The organism is Nocardia sp. NPDC005998 (genome assembly GCF_040614395.1).
GTDB lineage: Bacteria > Actinomycetota > Actinomycetes > Mycobacteriales > Mycobacteriaceae > Nocardia.
The window spans coordinates 95,829-113,673 of sequence record NZ_JBEXUI010000005.1 but is presented as its reverse complement, the minus strand read 5'-3'; the positions used below and the strand labels follow the sequence as shown (position 1 = coordinate 113,673).

The following is a 17,845-nucleotide window of genomic DNA, read 5'->3' as shown; positions in this document are numbered from 1 at the left end:
CCCAGCCTCGGCAGCACGGGGCTCGACGTTTTGACGTTGTACAAAACGAGACTGCCGTACCGCTGTCTCGCTACGCAACCGTAGCCAGAGTGGCCCCGCACACGTGCGGACCGGGCGGTCGGCGCAAAGGTTCACACCACGGAAACACGCGCAATCGACTCGTCACCGAGAGATATTCCGGCGCAACAACTTCTGTCTAACGTTCCCACCACGAATACAGCCGTTGTATACAACCCGGTCTACAGCCTCTTCCAGCGCCTTCCCAACCGCTGGAAGCGGCCGTGACCGGTGCAAAGGCGGGCGTATTCGGCGCGGCGCACGCAGTGCCGCCGAACACCTGATGAGGAGAGAAGGGTCCGCCCCCATGCCAGAATCCCGTGACATCCATCGATCGCGTCCCCGGCGCGTCACCAGGGCGTTGGTCGCGCCGACGGCCGTCGCACTGGCCGGTCTATTGCTGACCGGCTGTGGCGCCAAGGATGACGCCTCGACCAGCGGCTCCAACGCCGCGTCGTGCGTGGACACATCGAAGGACTCGATCAAGATCGGTTCACTGCACTCGCTGTCCGGCACCATGGCGATCTCCGAGGTCACCGTCGCCAACTCGACGAAGCTGGCCGTCGACCAGATCAACGCCGCGGGCGGGGTCATGGGCAAGAAGCTCGACCTGGTACTCGAAGACGGCGCGTCGGACCCGAAGACCTTCGCGGAGAAGGCGGAAAAGCTGATCAGCTCCGACTGTGTCGCAGCGGTATTCGGCGGCTGGACCTCATCGAGCCGCAAGGCCATGAAGCCGAAGTTCGAGAGCCTGAACTCGCTGCTCTACTACCCGGTCCAGTACGAGGGCCTGGAGGACAGCAAGAACATCTTCTACACCGGCGCGACCACCAACCAGCAGATCCTGCCCGCGCTGGACTATCTGAAGCAGAAGGGCATCAAATCCCTCTACCTGGTCGGCTCCGACTACGTCTTCCCACAGACCGCCAACCGCGAGATCAAGGCCTACGCCGCGGCGAACGGCATCGAGATCAAGGGTGAGGACTACACCCCGCTCGGCTCCACCGACTTCTCCACCATTGTGAACAAGGTCCGCAATGCCAAGGCGGGAGCGGTATTCAACACCCTCAATGGCGACTCGAATGTGGCCTTCTTCCGCGAGTACACCAATGCGGGCCTGAAAGCCGCCGATATGCCGGTGGTTTCGGTGTCCATCGCCGAGGAAGAGGTCGCGGGCATCGGCGCGCAGAACATCGCGGGCCAGCTCACCGCGTGGAACTACTACCAGACCGTGGACACCCCGGTGAACAAGAAGTTCGTCGCGGACTACAAGGCCGCATTCGGCGCCGACAAGCCGACCTCGGATCCGATGGAGGCCGCCTACGCCTCGGTCTTCCTGTGGAAGAACACCGTCGAGAAGGCAAAGTCGTTCAAGGTGGCCGATATTCAGGCCGCGGCCGACGGTGTGACCTTCGAGGCTCCCGAAGGGCTGGTGACCGTCGACGGCAGCAACCACCACATCACCAAGACCGCCCGCATCGGCGAGATCCGGCCGGACGGACTGATCTACACGGTGTGGGACTCGGGCAAGGCCGTGACGCCGGACCCGTACCTGAAGTCCTACGAGTGGGCCAAGGGCCTCAAGTAGTCGACTGGCGCCGGGTGCGGGCTTTGTGAGAGGGAGCCCGCACCCGGCCGACCCCGTTAGGAATCCAATATGGACGTGTTGATCGGCCAGCTCTTCACCGGGCTGAGTCTGGGATCCATTCTTCTGCTTGCGGCGCTGGGCCTTTCGCTGACCTTCGGTCAGATGGGCGTGATCAACATGGCGCACGGCGAATTCATCATGGCCGGGTGTTACACGACTTATGTTGTGCAGAAGGTCATCTCGTCGACCGGAGTATCGCTGGTGGTTTCGCTGCTGGTCGGCTTCCTGGTCGGCGGACTACTCGGCGCGGCCCTGGAAATGGGCCTGATCCGCTGGATGTACGACCGGCCGCTGGACACCCTGCTGGTTACCTTCGGTGTGGGACTGGTGCTGCAACAGGCGGCCCGTGACATCTTCGGCGCACCCGCCAAGAATGTGCTCGCCCCCGAATGGCTCAGTGGCGGTGTCACCATCCTCGGCGCGGTGGTGCCCAAGACCCGCATCTTCATTCTGGTACTCGCACTCGTCGCGGTGACCACGCTCGCCACCGTGCTAAAGACGACCTCGCTGGGTCGGCGCATCCGCGCGGTCGTACAGAACCGCGGGCTGGCCGAGACCAGCGGCGTTTCCAGCCGCATCACCGATATCAGCACGTTCTTCATCGGCTCCGGGCTGGCCGGGGTCGCTGGCGTCGCGCTCACCCTGATCGGTTCGACCAGCCCCACCATCGGGCAGAGCTATCTGATCGATGCCTTCCTGGTGGTCGTGATCGGCGGACTCGGCCAGATCAGGGGCACGGTGATCGCGGCCTTCGCACTCGGGCTGCTGAATTCCTATATCGAGTATTCGACGACGGCCTCGATCGCGAAGGTGATCGTCTTCGTCATCATCGTCATCTTCCTGCAGGTCCGTCCGCAGGGGCTGTTCACCGTTCGAACGAGGAGTTTGGCATGACCACACTCGGACAGCGTTGGCGCGCACATCCTTCGGTGACCGCATGGGGCGGCTTCATCCTCGCCGCGATCCTGCTGTTCGCGGTCGCACCCGCCGTGCTCAGCGATTTCCGGCTCAACCTGCTCGCCAAATTCCTGTGCTTCGCGATCGTGGCCGCTGGCATCGGATTGGCCTGGGGCCGTGGCGGCATGCTCACCCTCGGACAGGGCGTGTTCTTCGGCATCGGCGCCTACATCATGGCCATGCATATGCAGATGGCCGATGCGGCCCGGCTGCACAATGACGTGCCGGAGTTCATGGAGATCGCCGGTATCCGCGAATTGCCCTCGTTCTGGCGGCCTTTCGCCTCCGCGCCGGTCGCCCTGATCGGCATTCTGGTGCTGCCGGCGCTGGTGGCCGCGGCACTCGGCTACGGCGTCTTCAAGCGCCGGGTCAAGGGCACGTATTTCGCGATTCTGAGCCAGGCGCTGGCCGCGGCGCTGGCGATTCTGCTGACCGGTCAGCAGAAGATCGGCGGATTCACCGGACTGTCGGACTTCCGCGCCTTCTTCGGCTTCAAACTCTCGGATCCAGCGAACCGGCAGATGCTGTTCTTCATCGCGGCGGGCACCCTGCTGCTGGTGGTCGCGGCGGTGCGCCAACTCATGCGCAGCCGGTACGGCGAATTGCTCGTGGCCGTACGCGATCAGGAGGAGCGGGTGCGCTTCCTGGGCTACGATCCGGCCAATATCAAGATCGTGGCCTATGTCGTCGCAGCCTTCTTCGCTGGCATCGCCGGTGCGCTTTTCACACCGATCGTCGGCATTATTTCCCCTGCCGATATCGGTGTGGTGCCGTCCATCGCATTCATTATCGGTGTCGCGATCGGCGGACGAACCACCCTGCTCGGGCCGGTACTCGGCGCGATCGGCGTCGCCTGGGCGCAGACCGCACTATCGGAGGAGTTCCCGTCCAGCTGGACCTATCTGCAGGGTGTGCTGTTCATTGTGGTGGTCGGGTTCATTCCGGCGGGTCTGGCCGGGGTGTGGCCGATGCTGAAGGGGTTGCTGGACAGCAGGTTCGGCAAGACGGTCGAGCCGGTGCCGGTCGTCGTCGCCGAACTGCTGCCCGAGGTCGTACCGGTTGCCGAGGATAAGGTGGAATCCCTATGAATACGGTTGCGCCAGCGCATGATCCGAAAGCCGGTGGCAATGCGGGCATGTCGAGTGAGTACCTCGAAATTCGCGGCCTTTCGGTGAGTTTCGATGGCTTCAAGGCCGTCTCGGATGTGGATCTCACCGTGCTGCAGGGCGATCTGCGCTTCCTGATCGGCCCCAATGGCGCGGGTAAGACCACGCTCATCGATGCGATCACCGGTCTGGTGCCCGCCAGCGGATCGGCGCAGAAGTCCGGCGTGGAATTCCTCGGTAAGAAGGTGCATCAGATCGCCCGGCTCGGTATCGGCCGAACCTTCCAGACGGCAAGTGTTTTCGAGCAGTTGAGCGTTCTGCAGAACCTGGATATCGCGGCCGGGGCTGGTCGATCGGCATGGACGCTGCTGCGCGGCCGCAAGTCGGTATTGCCGAGTATCGAAGAGGCACTGGAGATCACCGGCCTCGGCGAGCTGCGCGATAAGCCCGCGGGCGTATTGGCGCACGGACAGAAGCAATGGCTGGAGATCGGCATGCTGCTGGTGCAGAACGCCTCGGTGCTCCTGCTCGACGAGCCGGTGGCGGGCATGAGTGCCGAAGAGCGTGAGGAGACCGGAAAGCTTTTGCGCCGCATCGGCGGTGAACGCATTGTCGTGGTGGTCGAGCACGATATGGACTTCATGCGATCGTTCGCGACCTCGGTCACCGTGCTGGCCGCGGGCAAGGTGCTCAGCGAGGGCACCGTCGAACAGGTACAGGCCGATCCCAAGGTGCAGGAGGTCTACCTCGGCACCGCCGCGGCCATCGGCACCGAACTCGAAGACGCGCAGACCGCGCAGGAGCTGACCGCGAAGGAGTCCGCCGATGCTTGAGCTCATCGACATTCATTCCGGTTACGGCCGGACCGAGGTGATCCACGGCGTCTCGATCACCGTTCCGGACGACAGCGTGGTGGCGATCATGGGACACAATGGCGCGGGCAAGACCACCCTGCTGCGCACCGCAGTCGGTCTGATCGGCACGAAATCCGGCCAGATCACCTTCAATGGTGAATCGATCACGAAGCTGTCACCGTCGCGCCGGGTCAAGCGCGGCATCGCCTATGTGCCACAGGGACAGCAGAGTTTCCCGCAGCTGACCACCGCCGAGAATCTGCAAGTGGTGGCCGATGGCCGCAAGCGCGGCAAGGCGCTGATCGATGAATCGCTCGATCTGTTTCCGGCGCTGCGGGAACTGCTGACGCGCAAGGCGGGCTTGCTCTCCGGCGGTCAGCGCCAGCAGCTGGCGATCGCGCGGGCGCTGATCACCGAGCCGAAGCTGCTCATTCTCGACGAACCCACCGAGGGCATTCAGCCCTCCGTTGTCGCCGAAATCGAGCGCACCATCATCGATCTGACCGGTCGCGGCGGACTCAGTGTGCTGCTGGTGGAACAGCACATCGGCTTCGCTTTACAAGCGGCACAACGCTATTACATCCTGCAGTCCGGACGGGTGACGTCCACGGGCGAGGGCGGTGCGGGCGCGGAGACCTCGGTCCGCTCGGCCATGGCGATCTGAGCTGGCCGCCATGACGCGCAGGGGGCGGGTTCCGCTCAGCGAGCGGGTGTACGAATCGCTGCGGCGGGACCTGGCCACCGGAGCGATCGTGCCCACCGAACGGCTCGGCGAGGAACGCCTGGCCGAGATATACGGGGTCTCACGCACCCCCGTGCGGGAGGCGCTGGCCCGGCTGCGGGCCGACGGGTTGGTGGAGCGCCACGCCGATGGGCTGTATCCGTTCCGGCCACGATTGGCTGAGCTGGACAATCTGTACGAGTTGCGGATTGTGCTGGAGGCCAGGGGATTTCAGCGGGTGATCGGTATCGTGGGCGAGCCAGCGCCCGCACACGATCTGGCGCTGGTGCGCGCGGAACTCGACACCTGGCGCGGCTTTCGCGACGATCCACCCGAACCCGGCCCCGCGCTGGTCGCCGCGGACGAGCAGTTCCATACGACGCTGCTCGCCGCGGCGGGCAATGCGGCGCTGGCGGATGCGCTCACCGGCGTGTACGTCCGGGTGCGCCCGGTCCGCACCCTCGACCTGCCGACGCCCGAGCGGATCGCCACCATGACCGCCGAGCACATCGCGATCGCCGAACAACTGCTCGACGGTGATCCCGATGCGGCACTGCGCACCCTCACCACACATATCGGCCGCTCCCGCACTCACGTGCTGGCTCGCGCGCAGCAGGCCATCGAATTCACGAAACTCTCACGCGCAGTGCGCGATTGACAGATGACCCGGTTCGACCGAACCGGGATCAGTCGGCCATCCATCGACCGTTCTCGAGGATGCCACGATAAACCGTCGGACACCGGGATTCCGTGGCCCACCCAGCGCGACTTCGACCCACCATGTGGGCGAACAAGACGGCACAGACCTTCGGAATCAGCACTTGGTCTGGAACGGCCAGCATTCGATCGGACGGTACGGCGGCGGCGACGGTGTCACGCTCGTTGTCGTCGTATCCGACTCGCGGGCCGGATGAGCCGAATCATGTGCGAGCGAATTCGCGATCACGATCAGCACGACCACCATGCCGAGCAGCGCAACGGCGAAGATCGCCCACCCTGTCGTCGTCTGCCGCCTACTCGGCGGCAGCGGTGTGGGGATGACGTGCTGTCGGAGGTCCCGCGCCGACGGCGTCGGCGCCTCGGGCTGCACCGCATCGAAGCCATCGGCGAGCAGTTCGGCGCGCGATGGCTTTTCGGCACCGAGCGCAGCGCAGGCGGCGGCGACCCGATCGGCGGTCCAGCTGCGCGGTCCGGCGGAAAAGCCGTCGAGGTAGATGCGCAGTTCGGCCGCGTCGCGGGCATTCGCAACGAGCACATCCATGCCGGGGCGCAGGTTGGTGCGCGCGGGCCGCACCGCGACCCCGCGGAACGGCACCAGCACGACGACGCCGCAGATATGACCCGGATCGATCAGCGCCCGCTCGAGGGTGATCTTCACGGCCTGCACGCTGTGTTCCAAGTGGTCGACGGGGTCGCCCGAGATCTCCTCATCGAATTCGGCGGGCTCCGCGCTGATCGTCCACGGACCGTCGCCCGGAAGGCTCAGTATCCCGTTCTGGCGGCGCCGGAAGCCCTTGACATCGGCCGTCGTAATGCCGCGCGGGGTCAGGATGACCGCATCGACCCGCCGGGACCCGTGGTCACCGACCGTCAGGTCGAGCAATGCGACACCGGTCGTCGGATACGACCGCAGGCATTCCACGAACTCCTGCTCCGCCCCGGAGAGATTCGCTCCGGTCTTGATCTTCACCAGCATCGCGTTTTCCCTGCCTCATCCGGTTCGCCCCGGCGTCCCGCATCCACCGCGCCGGTACTGATGATGACCCGCGGTCGCCGCGAAGACCACCGGAAAGCCAAGAAGGCCAGCACAATTGAGCCATAGAAAACCGGCCAGTCGGATTTAACTGGACCGGTAGGCCGGCACGGAGTCCCCCAGCAGCACCCCCATTGATGAGGTCACAAATTGCGCCCAACCGGGATACCGCGAGGTCCAGGAACCGCGCGCCGCGCAATAGAGTGCCGCCGACCCACCGATTGCCGACCTACCCGCTAGTACGCTCGGATTCGGTCCGACACCACGGACCCCGCGACGAGACTCCTCCGGTGCACACCGGAGAGCAGGAGGAAAAGGCATGGTTTCGGCGTTGCAACCACGCATTTCACCCGGACGGCTCCGCGAGCTCGGTCCGATCAACTGGGTTGTCTGGCAAATGCTTTCGCGCGCGGCGGGAACAGATGACGCACATCTGTTCAGCACACTCGGCCGGACAAAGGGCCTGTTCCGCGGCTGGCTGCACTTCTCGGGACGATTGATGCCGGGCGGCCGACTGCCCCGGCACGAATCCGAACTGGTCATCCTGCGCGTCGCCCGCCTGCGCGACTGCGCCTATGAAATGGACCATCACATCCGCCTCGGCAGGCGTGCCGGTGTCACGCCGGAAATCCTGGAGCGCTTGCGGACCGGCCCCTCCGCCGACGGGTGGTCGGATAAACACCGCGCCCTGCTCGCCGCCGTCGACGAATTGGTCGAAACCCGCGATATCGGCAATGCCACCTGGGCCGCCCTTGCCGAGCACTACGACGAGCGCAGCCTGATCGAAATCGTCCTGCTCATCAATCAATACGAGGGGTTGGCCGCGACGATTACCGCATTGCGGATCCAGCGCGACGGGCTCTGACGCTCGGGGCATTATCCAGGCGGCGCGCGGGCGATTCAATGGCCTGCGCGCCGCTTTCTCTATTTTGTAGCAACTCCAGGGCGATCATTGCCGAAGGCCGTCCAACTGGATAACAACTGCGGCGGGTCACTCACAGAATGATCACTTCCCGCCCACCAAATCCGCGCAAGCACCTATTCTGAAGCGCGTATCCGAACTGTGTCACACGCCATAGTGTGACGACACGACCATGGGAAACCCCTCCATCAAGCTTGCCGACAATTAGCTGTCAGCTCGACAGGAGAAAGGGGGCGTCATGACCGTCAGCCTCGTGTTGATCGTGGCGGGATTCATCCTTCTGGCAATCGTGATCACAAGTTTCATGCTGCCCGCCAATGCGGACTCCGCGCAGCATCAGGACCCACACAACGAAATCGGCCCCGGCGATCAGTAGCCGATACCGCATGCGACTCAACGGTTTTCGATGAGCCCCGCCAGGCCGTCGAGGACTCGCGCCAGGCCGAATTCATAGGCATGGTCGGCGCTATACGCGGAGTCGTGAGCCTGACCGGCGGCCGCCCCGACGCGGGCGGCCAGCGGATAGCGCTCGGCGTCGAAAACCTGGGCCAGCAGCGGAGCGGCGCGCTCCCACCACTGATGGTCGGACATCGCGCTGTCGGCGGCGGCGCGCTCGGTATCGATGGCGATGCGGGCGACCGAGGTGACGAAGCCGAGGACGAAGGTGAGGGCCGCGTCGATATCGATATCGTCGAGGCCGAGGCCGTCGAAGGCGCGCAATTCGTGTTCATATTTGGCCGCGATGCCGGGGCCGAGTGGCGGACGCGTGGTCGGCAGATAGGCGACCCACGGATGGCGGATCAGCATGGCGCGGTTCTCGGCGGCGATTGTCGCGACCCGATCGCGCCAGGGCAGCTCGCTCAGATCGGAGCGTGACATCTCCCGGTAGACCGCATCCAGCATGAGGTCTACCAGTTCGGCCTTGCCCGGCACATAGGTGTAGGTGGCCATGGGGGTCAGGCCGAGTTCGGTGGCTACGGCGCGCATAGTGAGCGCGCCGATCCCCTGCGCGTCCGCGATCTCGATTGCCGCCGCGACCACGGCATCCACACTGCTGCGCTGCTTCGGTCCGCGCTGTCGCTCGGATGCGCCGGGCACGCGCCACAGCAATTCCAAGGTGCGCACGGGATCACCCGCACTACTGCGATCCCGCGACTGCTCGGCCACGCCACCTCCTCACCTTGCGGGCCATCCCCGCTCGAACCATGCTCGAGCCGATCGTATCGGGGTGATTCACGTCACAGTGCGGCCGATCGGAAATTTCTGTACAAAGTACAGCGTACTTAGTACAGAGTTTATGGCTGCTCCAGAGGAGGACCCTTTGAACATCACCGCTTCCGCAATCTCCCTCAATGTCGCCAATCCGCAGGCCTCGGCCGAATTCGCCATCGATCATCTCGGCTTCACCGAGCAGAACTCGGCCGACGGCTTCGTCGCCATTGCCCGCCCCGACGCCGGTTTCAGCATCTGCTACCTGCGCACCGGCCTGGACAGCTTCAAACCGAAGAACAAAGCGGGCAGCGCAGGCGAGGGTCTACTGGTCGCCTTCGTCGTAGACGACATCGATGCCGAATACGACCGCCTCCAGCAGGCAGGCGTCCCAATCGTCACGCCGATCGAAACCGAGCCCTGGGGCGAACGCTACTTCCAGATCACCGACCCGAACGGCATCATCCTGCAACTGGTGCAATGGGTTTAGCCGCCGGGCCGGTTCCGAGGTTGTCGACCGCCGCATAGCTAGCGCGAACACGGCGGACAAAGCCAACTCATTCCGTTGACGCACAACGGGCTTGCACGCCGCATGGGCGGCGCGGATAGCGCGACCGCGAAATACGGTGTGCAAGCCCGTGGCTCGGATGACGGGGATGCGGTCAGGCGAGGGCGGCGCGGAAGATTTCGATGGCGGGGGTGGAGGGGCGGCCGATCAGTTTCTGGAGGTCGCCCGAGTCGACATCGAGGATGCCGTTGCCGATTCCGGCATCCGCGTCGGCGAGTGCCGCGGCGTAAGGGGCGGGGAGTCCGGCCTGTTCGAGCGCGGCGTTGTAGTCCTCCGTGGACAGGTTCTCGTAGCGCACCGGCTTACCCGATGCCTGCGAAATCACCTCGGCGAGTTCGGCATAGGTGAGGCTTTCGTTGCCGCCGAGCTCATAGACGCGACCCTCGTGTCCATCAGTGGTCAGCACCTTGGCGGCCGCCTCGGCGTAGTCGGCGCGCGCCGCGCCAGCGACACGGCCATCGCTCGCGGCCCCGTGCAGCACCCCGGTCTCGACGGCGTGGCCGAGTCCGCCCAGGTAGTTCTCCCAGTACCAGCCATTGCGCAGGATCGCGTACGGGACAGTGGATTCCGCGAGCACCGCCTCGGTGCCGATATGTTCCTGCGCCAGCATCAGCGGGTTCTCGGTGGCGCGCGGAATGCTGGTGTAGGCGAGCAGTTTCACACCTGCCCGCTCGGCGGCGCGAATCACATTGGTGTGCTGCGCGACTCGCGCACCGAACTCATTGCCGGAGACGAGCAGCACCCGGTCGACGCCAGCGAGCGCGCGGTCGAGCGCGTCCGGGTCATCGTAGGCGGCCTGGCGAACCTCGACACCCCGCTCGGCCAGATCGGCGACCTTCTGCGGATCACGCACGATCGCGACTACCGGCGTAGTGCCCTCGCGCAAAAGCGCCTCCACAACGAGACGACCCAACTGCCCACCGGCTGCGGTTACGGCGACGGTCATGACTACCTCCTAAGGTATGTACGGTTCATCAAGTACTAACTAATAGTAAGCACTATGCATTCCGTAGACACTTTGGTCAAGTTAGGTACCATCGACTGCATGACCATTCAGCGCCCGCCGTCGGCGAGCACCGACGATCCGACGCTGGAAGCCGACGTATTCGCTCGAAACTGCACGTCACGACCGGTGCTGCAGAATGTGGTCAGCCGCTGGGGCACCCTCGCCCTGGTGGCGCTGCGCGAGGGCCCGTATCGTTTCAGCGCCCTGCGCCGCCGCGTCGACGGCGTCAGCGAGCGCATGCTCTCCCAGACCCTGCAGGCCCTCGAACGCGACGGCATGGTGCACCGCGAAGTGCACGAAACCATCCCACCCCGAGTGGAATACACCCTGACCGACCTCGGCGCCGAGGTCGCCGAGCGCCTGGAAAGCCTCATCGTGGTCCTGGAAACGAATATGCCCCAAGTCCACGCAGCCCAAGCCGCATACCGCCGCGACTAACGGCCCCGCCCCGTATCTCCCCCACGCCCGCACAACACCGCAACTCGCGTACCACCATGATCGAGGCCCGCGCCCATATCCAGCCGCAACCCGACGGCCTACTCCGCGTACCACCGTGACCGACAAGCCGCGCCCCTATCCCCAGCTCACACGCACCCACCGCCACTAACAGCTCACACCCTGCATTCCCGGCCGACGCCCGCGCAACACCGCGATTTGGTGACAGCCGCATCCCCGCTCGCGCCGCGTACCACTGCCGCTAACGGCCCGCGCTCGCTTCTCGCCGCAATCGACGCCCCGGCTCGCATATCACCGCAACTCACAGCTCGCGCCCGCAGGTCGCCGAAGAACTCAGGGTCGCGGCCGAATTCACGATCGCATGGCCCAGCCCCTAGATTGCCGCCCACGTCCTCGGGGCCACACAGCGCTGCCCCGCCGAGCTACGGCTGTCGCATAAGCACGGGGCATCGCGCACAGGCTGCGACCTGCGAACTAACCACTGCCTATGCGACAGCTGGCCTTCCGGTTGCGCAACGATGCACAAGTGCCTGTTCACTCATGGTTTCTTAACGAAGCGTGCGGGAGGGTGGGCGCATGAAAAGCGATTGCCCGAATGTCAGGGCGAGGTCATGATCGGCGCGGGAAAGTTCGACCGCAATCGGATCGGTGCGGTGGATACTGCGCGGGGGCTGGCCGTGGTCGGCATGATCGCGGCACATACGCTGGCGTACGGCGAGCTGACCTGGTCGGATCCGGCACATTGGACCAACATCGCGTCGGGGCGGTCCTCGATTCTGTTCGCGGTGCTCGGCGGCGTCTCGCTGGCATTGATGACCGGGCGCGCGCATCCGTCGACCGGTTCGGACCTGGTCACGGCCCGGCTGCGCGTCATGGTGCGCGCCGCACTGCTCTTCCTGATCGGCGGGATATTGCAGGCCACCGGAACGACGGCTGCGGTGATCCTGGAGTACTACGCGGTCATGTTCGTCCTGGCCGTACCGTTCCTGGCCTGGCGACCGCGGCGACTGCTGATCACCGCCGCGGTTTGGGCGGTGATCACGCCCGTGCTGGTGTGGTGTCTGGTGTCGGTGCTGCCGACCAGCACGCTCGGCACCGGTGGGATCGTCACCCTGGCCATCTCCGGTTCCTATCCGGCGCTGATCTGGGTCGCGTTCGTCCTCATCGGACTCGCCATCGGCCGTAGCGATTTCACGGCCATCAGGACCCGTCTGCTGGGCTGGGGCTTCGCCGCCGCGGTGCTCGGTTACGGCATCGCCTGGGTCTGCACCAGGGTATTCGGTTCCGGTGCACCCGATCTCGGCGATCTCGATACGAAAGACGTTGATCCGGATACCATCCCCCGCCCTGGCTTCGTATCACTGCTGACCGCGCAACCGCATTCGGGCACTTTCTTCGAAATCCTGGCTTCCGGCGGACTGGCGGTCGCGCTGCTCGGACTGCTCCTGAGCTGCCCGCCGGTGCTCATGCGAATCCTGACCCCGCTCACGGCCATCGGCTACCTTCCGCTGACCGTATATGCCGCACATGTCATTTCGCTGGCATTCGTCGACGAGCGCGCCGACGGAAATCCGTCCTTCTTCCTCTGGTCGGTCGCCGTCGCCGCGGTCGGCTCGCTGCTATGGACCCGCTTCCTCGGTCGCGGCCCACTCGAACGGCTCGTCACCTGGATAACCCGAGCCGCCGTCCGCACCCGACACCCCGCGCCGGAACCCACTCCACGCCCGCAACCAGTCGCCTGAACCGGCACCCAACCAGTCCCGCTCAGCACAAACCGTCGGTCCTGGGGAATCGAAAGGCGGCCAGGTTGATGCCGCGCGGGAAGGGCCGAAGGCGGCGACCCGTTGACCTGGGTATGGAACTTTCCTCCGCGCTCGACTTCGCTCGCGCCCACCGGCGGTCGGTGCTGACCACGATTCGGCGCAATGGGCGGCCGCAACTGTCCAATGTGCTGCACGTCATCGGCGATGACGGGATCATTCGCATCTCCATCACCGCCGATCGGGCGAAATACCACAACCTGGTGCGTGACCCGTGGGCCGCGATCCATGTGACCCAGGATGATTTCTGGGCGTACGCCGTCCTCGAAGGGAACGTCGAAGTGACTCCCGTCGCCGCCGCTCCCGACGATGCCACGGTCGACGAACTAGTCGACTACTACCGCGCGGCCTCCGGCGAACACCCCGATTGGACCGAATACCGCGCGGCGATGGTCAAGGACCGCCGCGCGCTGGTCCGCATCACCCCCACCTACGCGTACGGAATGCTCTGATCGGCGACGATTCAGATCGGAATCGGCCGCGCTGCCCCTGCGCGGAATCCGCAGAGGTGGCGGAGCAGTTCGTCGTGGGCTGCATTCGTCCACTCAACGTCCATGCGCTGAATCCACGGGATCCCGAATTGCGCGCCGCGGCCGATCACACCCCGGGGGCGCACCCGAAGGCGCCACGGTGCCCGAGTCGTCGCCCGCAACCGGTTAGTGCCAGCACACCATGCCCCTGGATAGGGGTGTTCGCGCCGATCCGCGACGGATCGACCGAGGCCCGTGCGGCAATGAGCATCGGTGTCACGGTATCGGCAATCCCGTCCTGCTGCCGGAACCCGTTGCGGTCCACCGGATTCTCGATCTCGGTCGAATCGAACAGCAGGCCGGCCTCTGCCGCATGTCCCGACCCGACCCGAATCGGCTCGGCATACTCGCACCAGTCCCGGTAGTAGTAGCGCTGCACTTTTCCGTCGGCTGCCAGGCACCAGCCCCACCAGTCGTCACAGCCGCTTTCGTAGTTCTGGCCGTACCAGTGCGCCTGCCCGAACCGCTCGCTCAGTACCGCGCAGCGGGCCTGCCGTTCCTGGTGTTCGCGTCCGTCCGAGGTGTAGTCGTCATCGATGTCGAGCATCCGGCTCAACTCATGATCGTGGCGATCCAGTTCCCCAGCGGCGACGGGTGTGCCGAACACCAGGGTCCAACCGTCGAGTACGGGACTCACATACATCCGGGCGCAATCGGCATGCTCGCCGTAGGCGGTGCGGCTGTGTCCGGAGTCGTGGCCCCGCCAGATGTCGGTGCCCGTAGACCAGGTCACCGCGACCGGGTCGGACAGGTCGAACGCCTCGAGTACGGCGGCCCGGTCAGTGGTTCGGATGGCATACCAGCCATCTTGCGGGACAAAGGGTTCGGGAACATCGGCCGCGATCTTGGCCTGCATCCACCGGGCCAGCACCGCCAGGTCGCGTGGTTCGGGTGTGTCCCAGCCGATCTGAGCGAGCGCCGCCAGCGCATACCGCCGCTCTGGCGCCCGAGAAGCTCGGACCTGGCGCAGCAACGGCACCGCGGAACGACCAAGGCGGCCGAACGCGGCGATCACCTCCACACGCACCCGCTGCACCGGATCCGCCAACAGCGGCACCAGCAAGGGCGCGTACTCACGCCGGCGACGGTAACCGAGCACGAAAGCGCTGCCCGCCCGTACCTCGGGATCCTCGCTGCACATCTCGAGCGCATAATCCGCGGTATCCGAAGCCGGCTCGATACCCAGTGCCTGACAGCACAACTCGACGGCGTCCGAGGTCTCCGCGATCGCGAGTTGCACGATCAACGCGCGATAGGCGACAGGTCCGAACCGCCGCAGCACCGCAATACCGCCCGAACGGTCGATCCACGAATCCGGATCGACCAACTCGTCCAGCAACAGCTCGATCACATCAACACCCGCGGCCACTATCACCTCAACCGCCTCGTCTCGCAGAGACTCATCGGCCAGCGCGGCTGCCGCGGTGCGTAACTCCATGGATCCGTTCCTACCATCCGCCGCGACCAGGCTCGACAATCCAACCGCCCCGTAGCAGTGGTCGAACCACTTCGAAACAAGGCCTAATGGCCGATCAAATTCGAAACAGTGACGAAACTGTACCCCCTGGAACGCAATTCGCTGACGATCCGCGGTATCGCTGCCAGCGAAGCCGCCCCTTGATCGCTCCAGACATGCAGCAGCACAATGGAACCCGGCCGCACCTGGGCCACCGTTTCCGCGACGATCCCATCGGTGCTCGCCACCTTGCCGGAGTCGGGCTCCACATCCCAGGTCACCGTGGTCCGATCGTGATCCGACAGATACTTCGGCAATGCCCACAGCTTCTTGCCGAACGGCGGGCGGAAGGTGATCGGCCCCTGATAGCCGGTTTTGCGGATCTCGGCATCCGTGCGTTCCAGCTCGTCCCGAACGGTATCGGCCGAGACGAACACCATCCGCTGGTGGGTATAGCTGTGGTTGCCGAGTTCGTGCCCGGCCTGCGCGATCGCACGCCCGGCCTCCGGCCGCGCGGCCAGATTCTCGCCGATCAGATAGAACGTCACCGGAATCTGCACGTCCGCAAGGACTTTCAACACTTCGGGGTATTGCGCGGACGGCCCGTCATCGATGGTCAGCGCAACCATCTTGTCGTCCGTATCGACGTGGTGCACGATGCGTCCCGCGAGTTGATAGGTCCGCGAATTCATCAGGTAATAGGTGCCGACCCCGAGCAGCACCACGACGGCAACGAACAGCGCACCGGCGATCAGCAACCTACGCAGCATCAATCCGTGTATACCAGACCGCCTTCGACGACCGCGCCCACGAAAAACGCTGGCGCCCGGCCCTTCCGGACCGGACGCCACCGTCTCGTCGAATGATCAGAAGTTGATCATGTGGCCCGCGAGGCCGTGGAACGCTTCCTGCAGCGCTTCGCTCAACGTCGGGTGGGTGTGGACGTTGCGGATCAGCTCGTTGACGGTCAGGTCCCACTTCTGGGCCAGGGTCATCTCCGGCAGCAGTTCGGAGACGTCCGGACCGATGAGGTGGCCGCCGAGCAGTTCGCCGTACTTGGCGTCGGCGACCAGCTTGACGAAACCGGTCGGATCGCCGAGGCCGTGCGCCTTGCCGTTGGCGGTGAACGGGAAGGTGGCGACCTTCACGTCGTAGCCTTCGTCGCGGGCCTGCTGCTCGGTGAGGCCGAAGCTGGCGACCTGCGGCTGGCAGAAGGTGGCGCGCGGCATCATCCGGTAGTCGCCGAGGGTCACCGTCGGCGCACCGGCGATGGTTTCCGCGGCCACCACGCCCTGGGCCTCCGCGACGTGGGCGAGCTGCAGCTTCGCGGTCACATCGCCGATGGCGTAGATGTGCGGCACATTGGTGCGCATATTGTCGTCGATGACAATGGCGCCGCGCTCGAGCGCGACACCGGTGTTCTCCAGGCCGTAGCCCTCGACCCGGGGCGCGAAGCCGACGGCCTGCAGCACCTTGTCGACGGTCACCGTCTCCAGGTTGCCGGTCTTGTTGTCCTTGATCGACACGGTGACCTTCGAACCGTCGTCGTCGATCGTCTGCACGGCCGCACTGGTGGTGATGGTGATGCCGAGCTTCTTGTACTGCTTGGTGATCTCCTTGGAGACGTCGACGTCCTCGTTCGGCAGCGCGCGATCCAGGAACTCCACGATGCGCACGTCGACGCCGTAGTTCTTCAGGACGTAGCCGAACTCCATGCCGATTGCGCCGGCGCCGACGATGAGGATCGAGCCGGGCAGGTCGCGGGTGAGGATCTGCTCCTCGTAGGTCACCACATTCGCGCTGAGCGAGGTGCCCGGCAGCAGCTTGGTGACGGTGCCGGTGGCGATGATGACATTCGAGAAGGTGATCGTCTCGGTGCCGCCGCTGGAGAGCGCGACCGAGAGGGTGTTCGCGTCGGTGAAGGTGCCCGTGCCGTCGAACTCGTCGATCTTGTTCTTCTTCATCAGGAAGTGGACGCCCTTGACCCGGCCGTCGGCGACCTTGCGGCTGCGGTCGAATGCGGCGCCGAAGTCGAAGCTCACATCGCCCGAGATGCCGAAGGTCTTGGCTTCCTTGGTGAAGATGTGCGCCAGTTCCGCATTGCGCAGCAGCGCCTTGGAAGGGATGCAGCCCACATTGAGGCAGACACCACCCCAATACTTCTGCTCGACGATCGCGGTACGGAGGCCAAGTTGTGCCGCGCGGATGGCGGCGACATAACCGCCAGGACCGGCACCGAGAACGACAACGTCGTAATGGGAAGTCACGTGGTCGAGCCTAACTCCGTCGTGCACACTTCACCCACCTTCCCCCTGCAACTATGAGACGTGCGCCACATACCGCAGCCGCTTTTCGGTGCGCAGGCCGACATGGAGGCGCAATGCCACCCTGGCTGTCTGCTGCGCCACACTGCGGCGGTGAACTAAATCAGCTCGCACCGCCAGCAGGTTCGATAGCCGATAACTATTAGCTATCGAGTACGCCGATCGGCGTTCGCGGCGCATTACAAGCGGACTTCCGTGAACATTATTTACTCGACGCCGCGCACCGCCGGACATCCACGATCGGCCCTTTCGCCGGTGCCGATCGACCGGGACGAACCGAGGTTGGAGATACATCGGTCCCACTCACCTTTGATCCCGTTCAACAACCCCGCATCACCCCGCCTATCCGCCCAGTGCTCGGCGCGGTGGATGGACGGACGGACGTCGGCGCAGACCACACCCACCCCACCCCGGCAACACGGCGAACAGCCCTCAGCATGCTGGACAGACGAGCATCG

18 protein-coding genes are annotated in these 17,845 nt (G+C 64.9%); 12 read left to right on the top strand and 6 right to left on the bottom strand.

Features of this window, described 5'->3' with window-relative positions:
• Window positions 1-364: 364 nt before the first annotated feature.
• From urtA to ABZ293_RS10550, 6 genes are all read left to right on the top strand, one after another.
• Window positions 365-1,645, top strand: a complete 1,281-nt coding sequence (gene urtA, locus ABZ293_RS10575) for an urea ABC transporter substrate-binding protein (RefSeq protein ID WP_354958811.1) — start codon at window positions 365-367, stop codon at window positions 1,643-1,645.
• A gap of 69 nt (window positions 1,646-1,714) precedes the next feature.
• Complete coding sequence (urtB, locus tag ABZ293_RS10570; RefSeq protein ID WP_355179319.1) at window positions 1,715-2,599, top strand: urea ABC transporter permease subunit UrtB; 885 nt, start codon at window positions 1,715-1,717, stop codon at window positions 2,597-2,599.
• Window positions 2,596-3,750, top strand: coding sequence for an urea ABC transporter permease subunit UrtC (urtC, locus tag ABZ293_RS10565; protein ID WP_355179317.1), 1,155 nt, complete (start codon window positions 2,596-2,598; stop codon window positions 3,748-3,750). The genes urtB and urtC overlap by 4 nt, the downstream gene beginning before the upstream one ends.
• Window positions 3,747-4,601: an urea ABC transporter ATP-binding protein UrtD gene (gene urtD, locus ABZ293_RS10560; protein WP_355179315.1), complete on the top strand. Its 855-nt coding sequence runs from the start codon at window positions 3,747-3,749 to the stop codon at window positions 4,599-4,601. The genes urtC and urtD overlap by 4 nt, the downstream gene beginning before the upstream one ends.
• Window positions 4,594-5,286, top strand: coding sequence for an urea ABC transporter ATP-binding subunit UrtE (gene urtE / locus ABZ293_RS10555; protein ID WP_354958807.1), 693 nt, complete (start codon window positions 4,594-4,596; stop codon window positions 5,284-5,286). The genes urtD and urtE overlap by 8 nt, the downstream gene beginning before the upstream one ends.
• Before the next feature lie 10 nt (window positions 5,287-5,296).
• Window positions 5,297-6,001 carry a GntR family transcriptional regulator gene (locus ABZ293_RS10550; protein ID WP_355179313.1) on the top strand — a complete coding sequence of 235 codons (705 nt, stop codon included), beginning with the start codon at window positions 5,297-5,299 and terminating at the stop codon, window positions 5,999-6,001.
• Between the two features lie 156 nt (window positions 6,002-6,157).
• Here the strand turns inward: ABZ293_RS10550 and ABZ293_RS10545 are convergent, their stop codons facing one another.
• A complete protein-coding gene (locus ABZ293_RS10545) occupies window positions 6,158-7,039 on the bottom strand; it encodes a nuclease-related domain-containing protein (RefSeq protein WP_355179311.1) in 882 nt (293 codons plus the stop codon).
• A gap of 388 nt (window positions 7,040-7,427) precedes the next feature.
• Between ABZ293_RS10545 and ABZ293_RS10540 the strand changes: the two genes are divergently transcribed.
• Both ABZ293_RS10540 and ABZ293_RS10535 read left to right on the top strand, forming a co-directional pair.
• Window positions 7,428-7,961 (top strand): carboxymuconolactone decarboxylase family protein, encoded by a 534-nt coding sequence (locus tag ABZ293_RS10540; protein ID WP_355179616.1) that lies wholly within the window; start codon window positions 7,428-7,430, stop codon window positions 7,959-7,961.
• Between the two features lie 295 nt (window positions 7,962-8,256).
• Window positions 8,257-8,394 (top strand): hypothetical protein, encoded by a 138-nt coding sequence (locus tag ABZ293_RS10535; protein ID WP_355179309.1) that lies wholly within the window; start codon window positions 8,257-8,259, stop codon window positions 8,392-8,394.
• Between the two features lie 17 nt (window positions 8,395-8,411).
• Here ABZ293_RS10535 and ABZ293_RS10530 read toward each other — a convergent pair whose 3' ends face one another.
• Window positions 8,412-9,185 (bottom strand): TetR/AcrR family transcriptional regulator C-terminal domain-containing protein, encoded by a 774-nt coding sequence (locus ABZ293_RS10530; protein WP_355179307.1) that lies wholly within the window; start codon window positions 9,183-9,185, stop codon window positions 8,412-8,414.
• 154 nt (window positions 9,186-9,339) lie between these two features.
• Between ABZ293_RS10530 and ABZ293_RS10525 the strand changes: the two genes are divergently transcribed.
• Window positions 9,340-9,717: a VOC family protein gene (locus ABZ293_RS10525; RefSeq protein ID WP_355179305.1), complete on the top strand. Its 378-nt coding sequence runs from the start codon at window positions 9,340-9,342 to the stop codon at window positions 9,715-9,717.
• A gap of 172 nt (window positions 9,718-9,889) precedes the next feature.
• Here ABZ293_RS10525 and ABZ293_RS10520 read toward each other — a convergent pair whose 3' ends face one another.
• On the bottom strand, window positions 9,890-10,741 hold the full coding sequence (locus tag ABZ293_RS10520; RefSeq protein ID WP_355179303.1) for an SDR family oxidoreductase: 852 nt from the start codon (window positions 10,739-10,741) through the stop codon (window positions 9,890-9,892).
• Between the two features lie 99 nt (window positions 10,742-10,840).
• On the opposite strand from ABZ293_RS10520, the gene ABZ293_RS10515 reads away from it, so the two are divergent.
• The 3 genes from ABZ293_RS10515 to ABZ293_RS10505 all read left to right on the top strand — a co-directional run bounded on the left by ABZ293_RS10515 (window position 10,841) and on the right by ABZ293_RS10505 (window position 13,529).
• A complete protein-coding gene (locus ABZ293_RS10515) occupies window positions 10,841-11,239 on the top strand; it encodes a helix-turn-helix domain-containing protein (protein ID WP_355179301.1) in 399 nt (132 codons plus the stop codon).
• 605 nt (window positions 11,240-11,844) lie between these two features.
• Complete coding sequence (locus tag ABZ293_RS10510; protein WP_355179299.1) at window positions 11,845-12,999, top strand: heparan-alpha-glucosaminide N-acetyltransferase domain-containing protein; 1,155 nt, start codon at window positions 11,845-11,847, stop codon at window positions 12,997-12,999.
• 113 nt (window positions 13,000-13,112) lie between these two features.
• Window positions 13,113-13,529 (top strand): PPOX class F420-dependent oxidoreductase, encoded by a 417-nt coding sequence (locus ABZ293_RS10505; protein WP_355179297.1) that lies wholly within the window; start codon window positions 13,113-13,115, stop codon window positions 13,527-13,529.
• 145 nt (window positions 13,530-13,674) lie between these two features.
• Here the strand turns inward: ABZ293_RS10505 and ABZ293_RS10500 are convergent, their stop codons facing one another.
• The 3 genes from ABZ293_RS10500 to lpdA all read right to left on the bottom strand — a co-directional run bounded on the left by ABZ293_RS10500 (window position 13,675) and on the right by lpdA (window position 17,330).
• Window positions 13,675-15,045 carry a HEAT repeat domain-containing protein gene (locus ABZ293_RS10500; protein ID WP_355179295.1) on the bottom strand — a complete coding sequence of 457 codons (1,371 nt, stop codon included), beginning with the start codon at window positions 15,043-15,045 and terminating at the stop codon, window positions 13,675-13,677.
• 83 nt (window positions 15,046-15,128) lie between these two features.
• Entirely contained in the window at window positions 15,129-15,833 is a 705-nt protein-coding gene (locus ABZ293_RS10495) for a polysaccharide deacetylase family protein (protein ID WP_355179293.1), read from the bottom strand.
• Window positions 15,834-15,929: 96 nt separating this feature from the next.
• A complete protein-coding gene (gene lpdA, locus ABZ293_RS10490) occupies window positions 15,930-17,330 on the bottom strand; it encodes a dihydrolipoyl dehydrogenase (protein WP_355179291.1) in 1,401 nt (466 codons plus the stop codon).
• Window positions 17,331-17,845 lie beyond the last annotated feature (515 nt).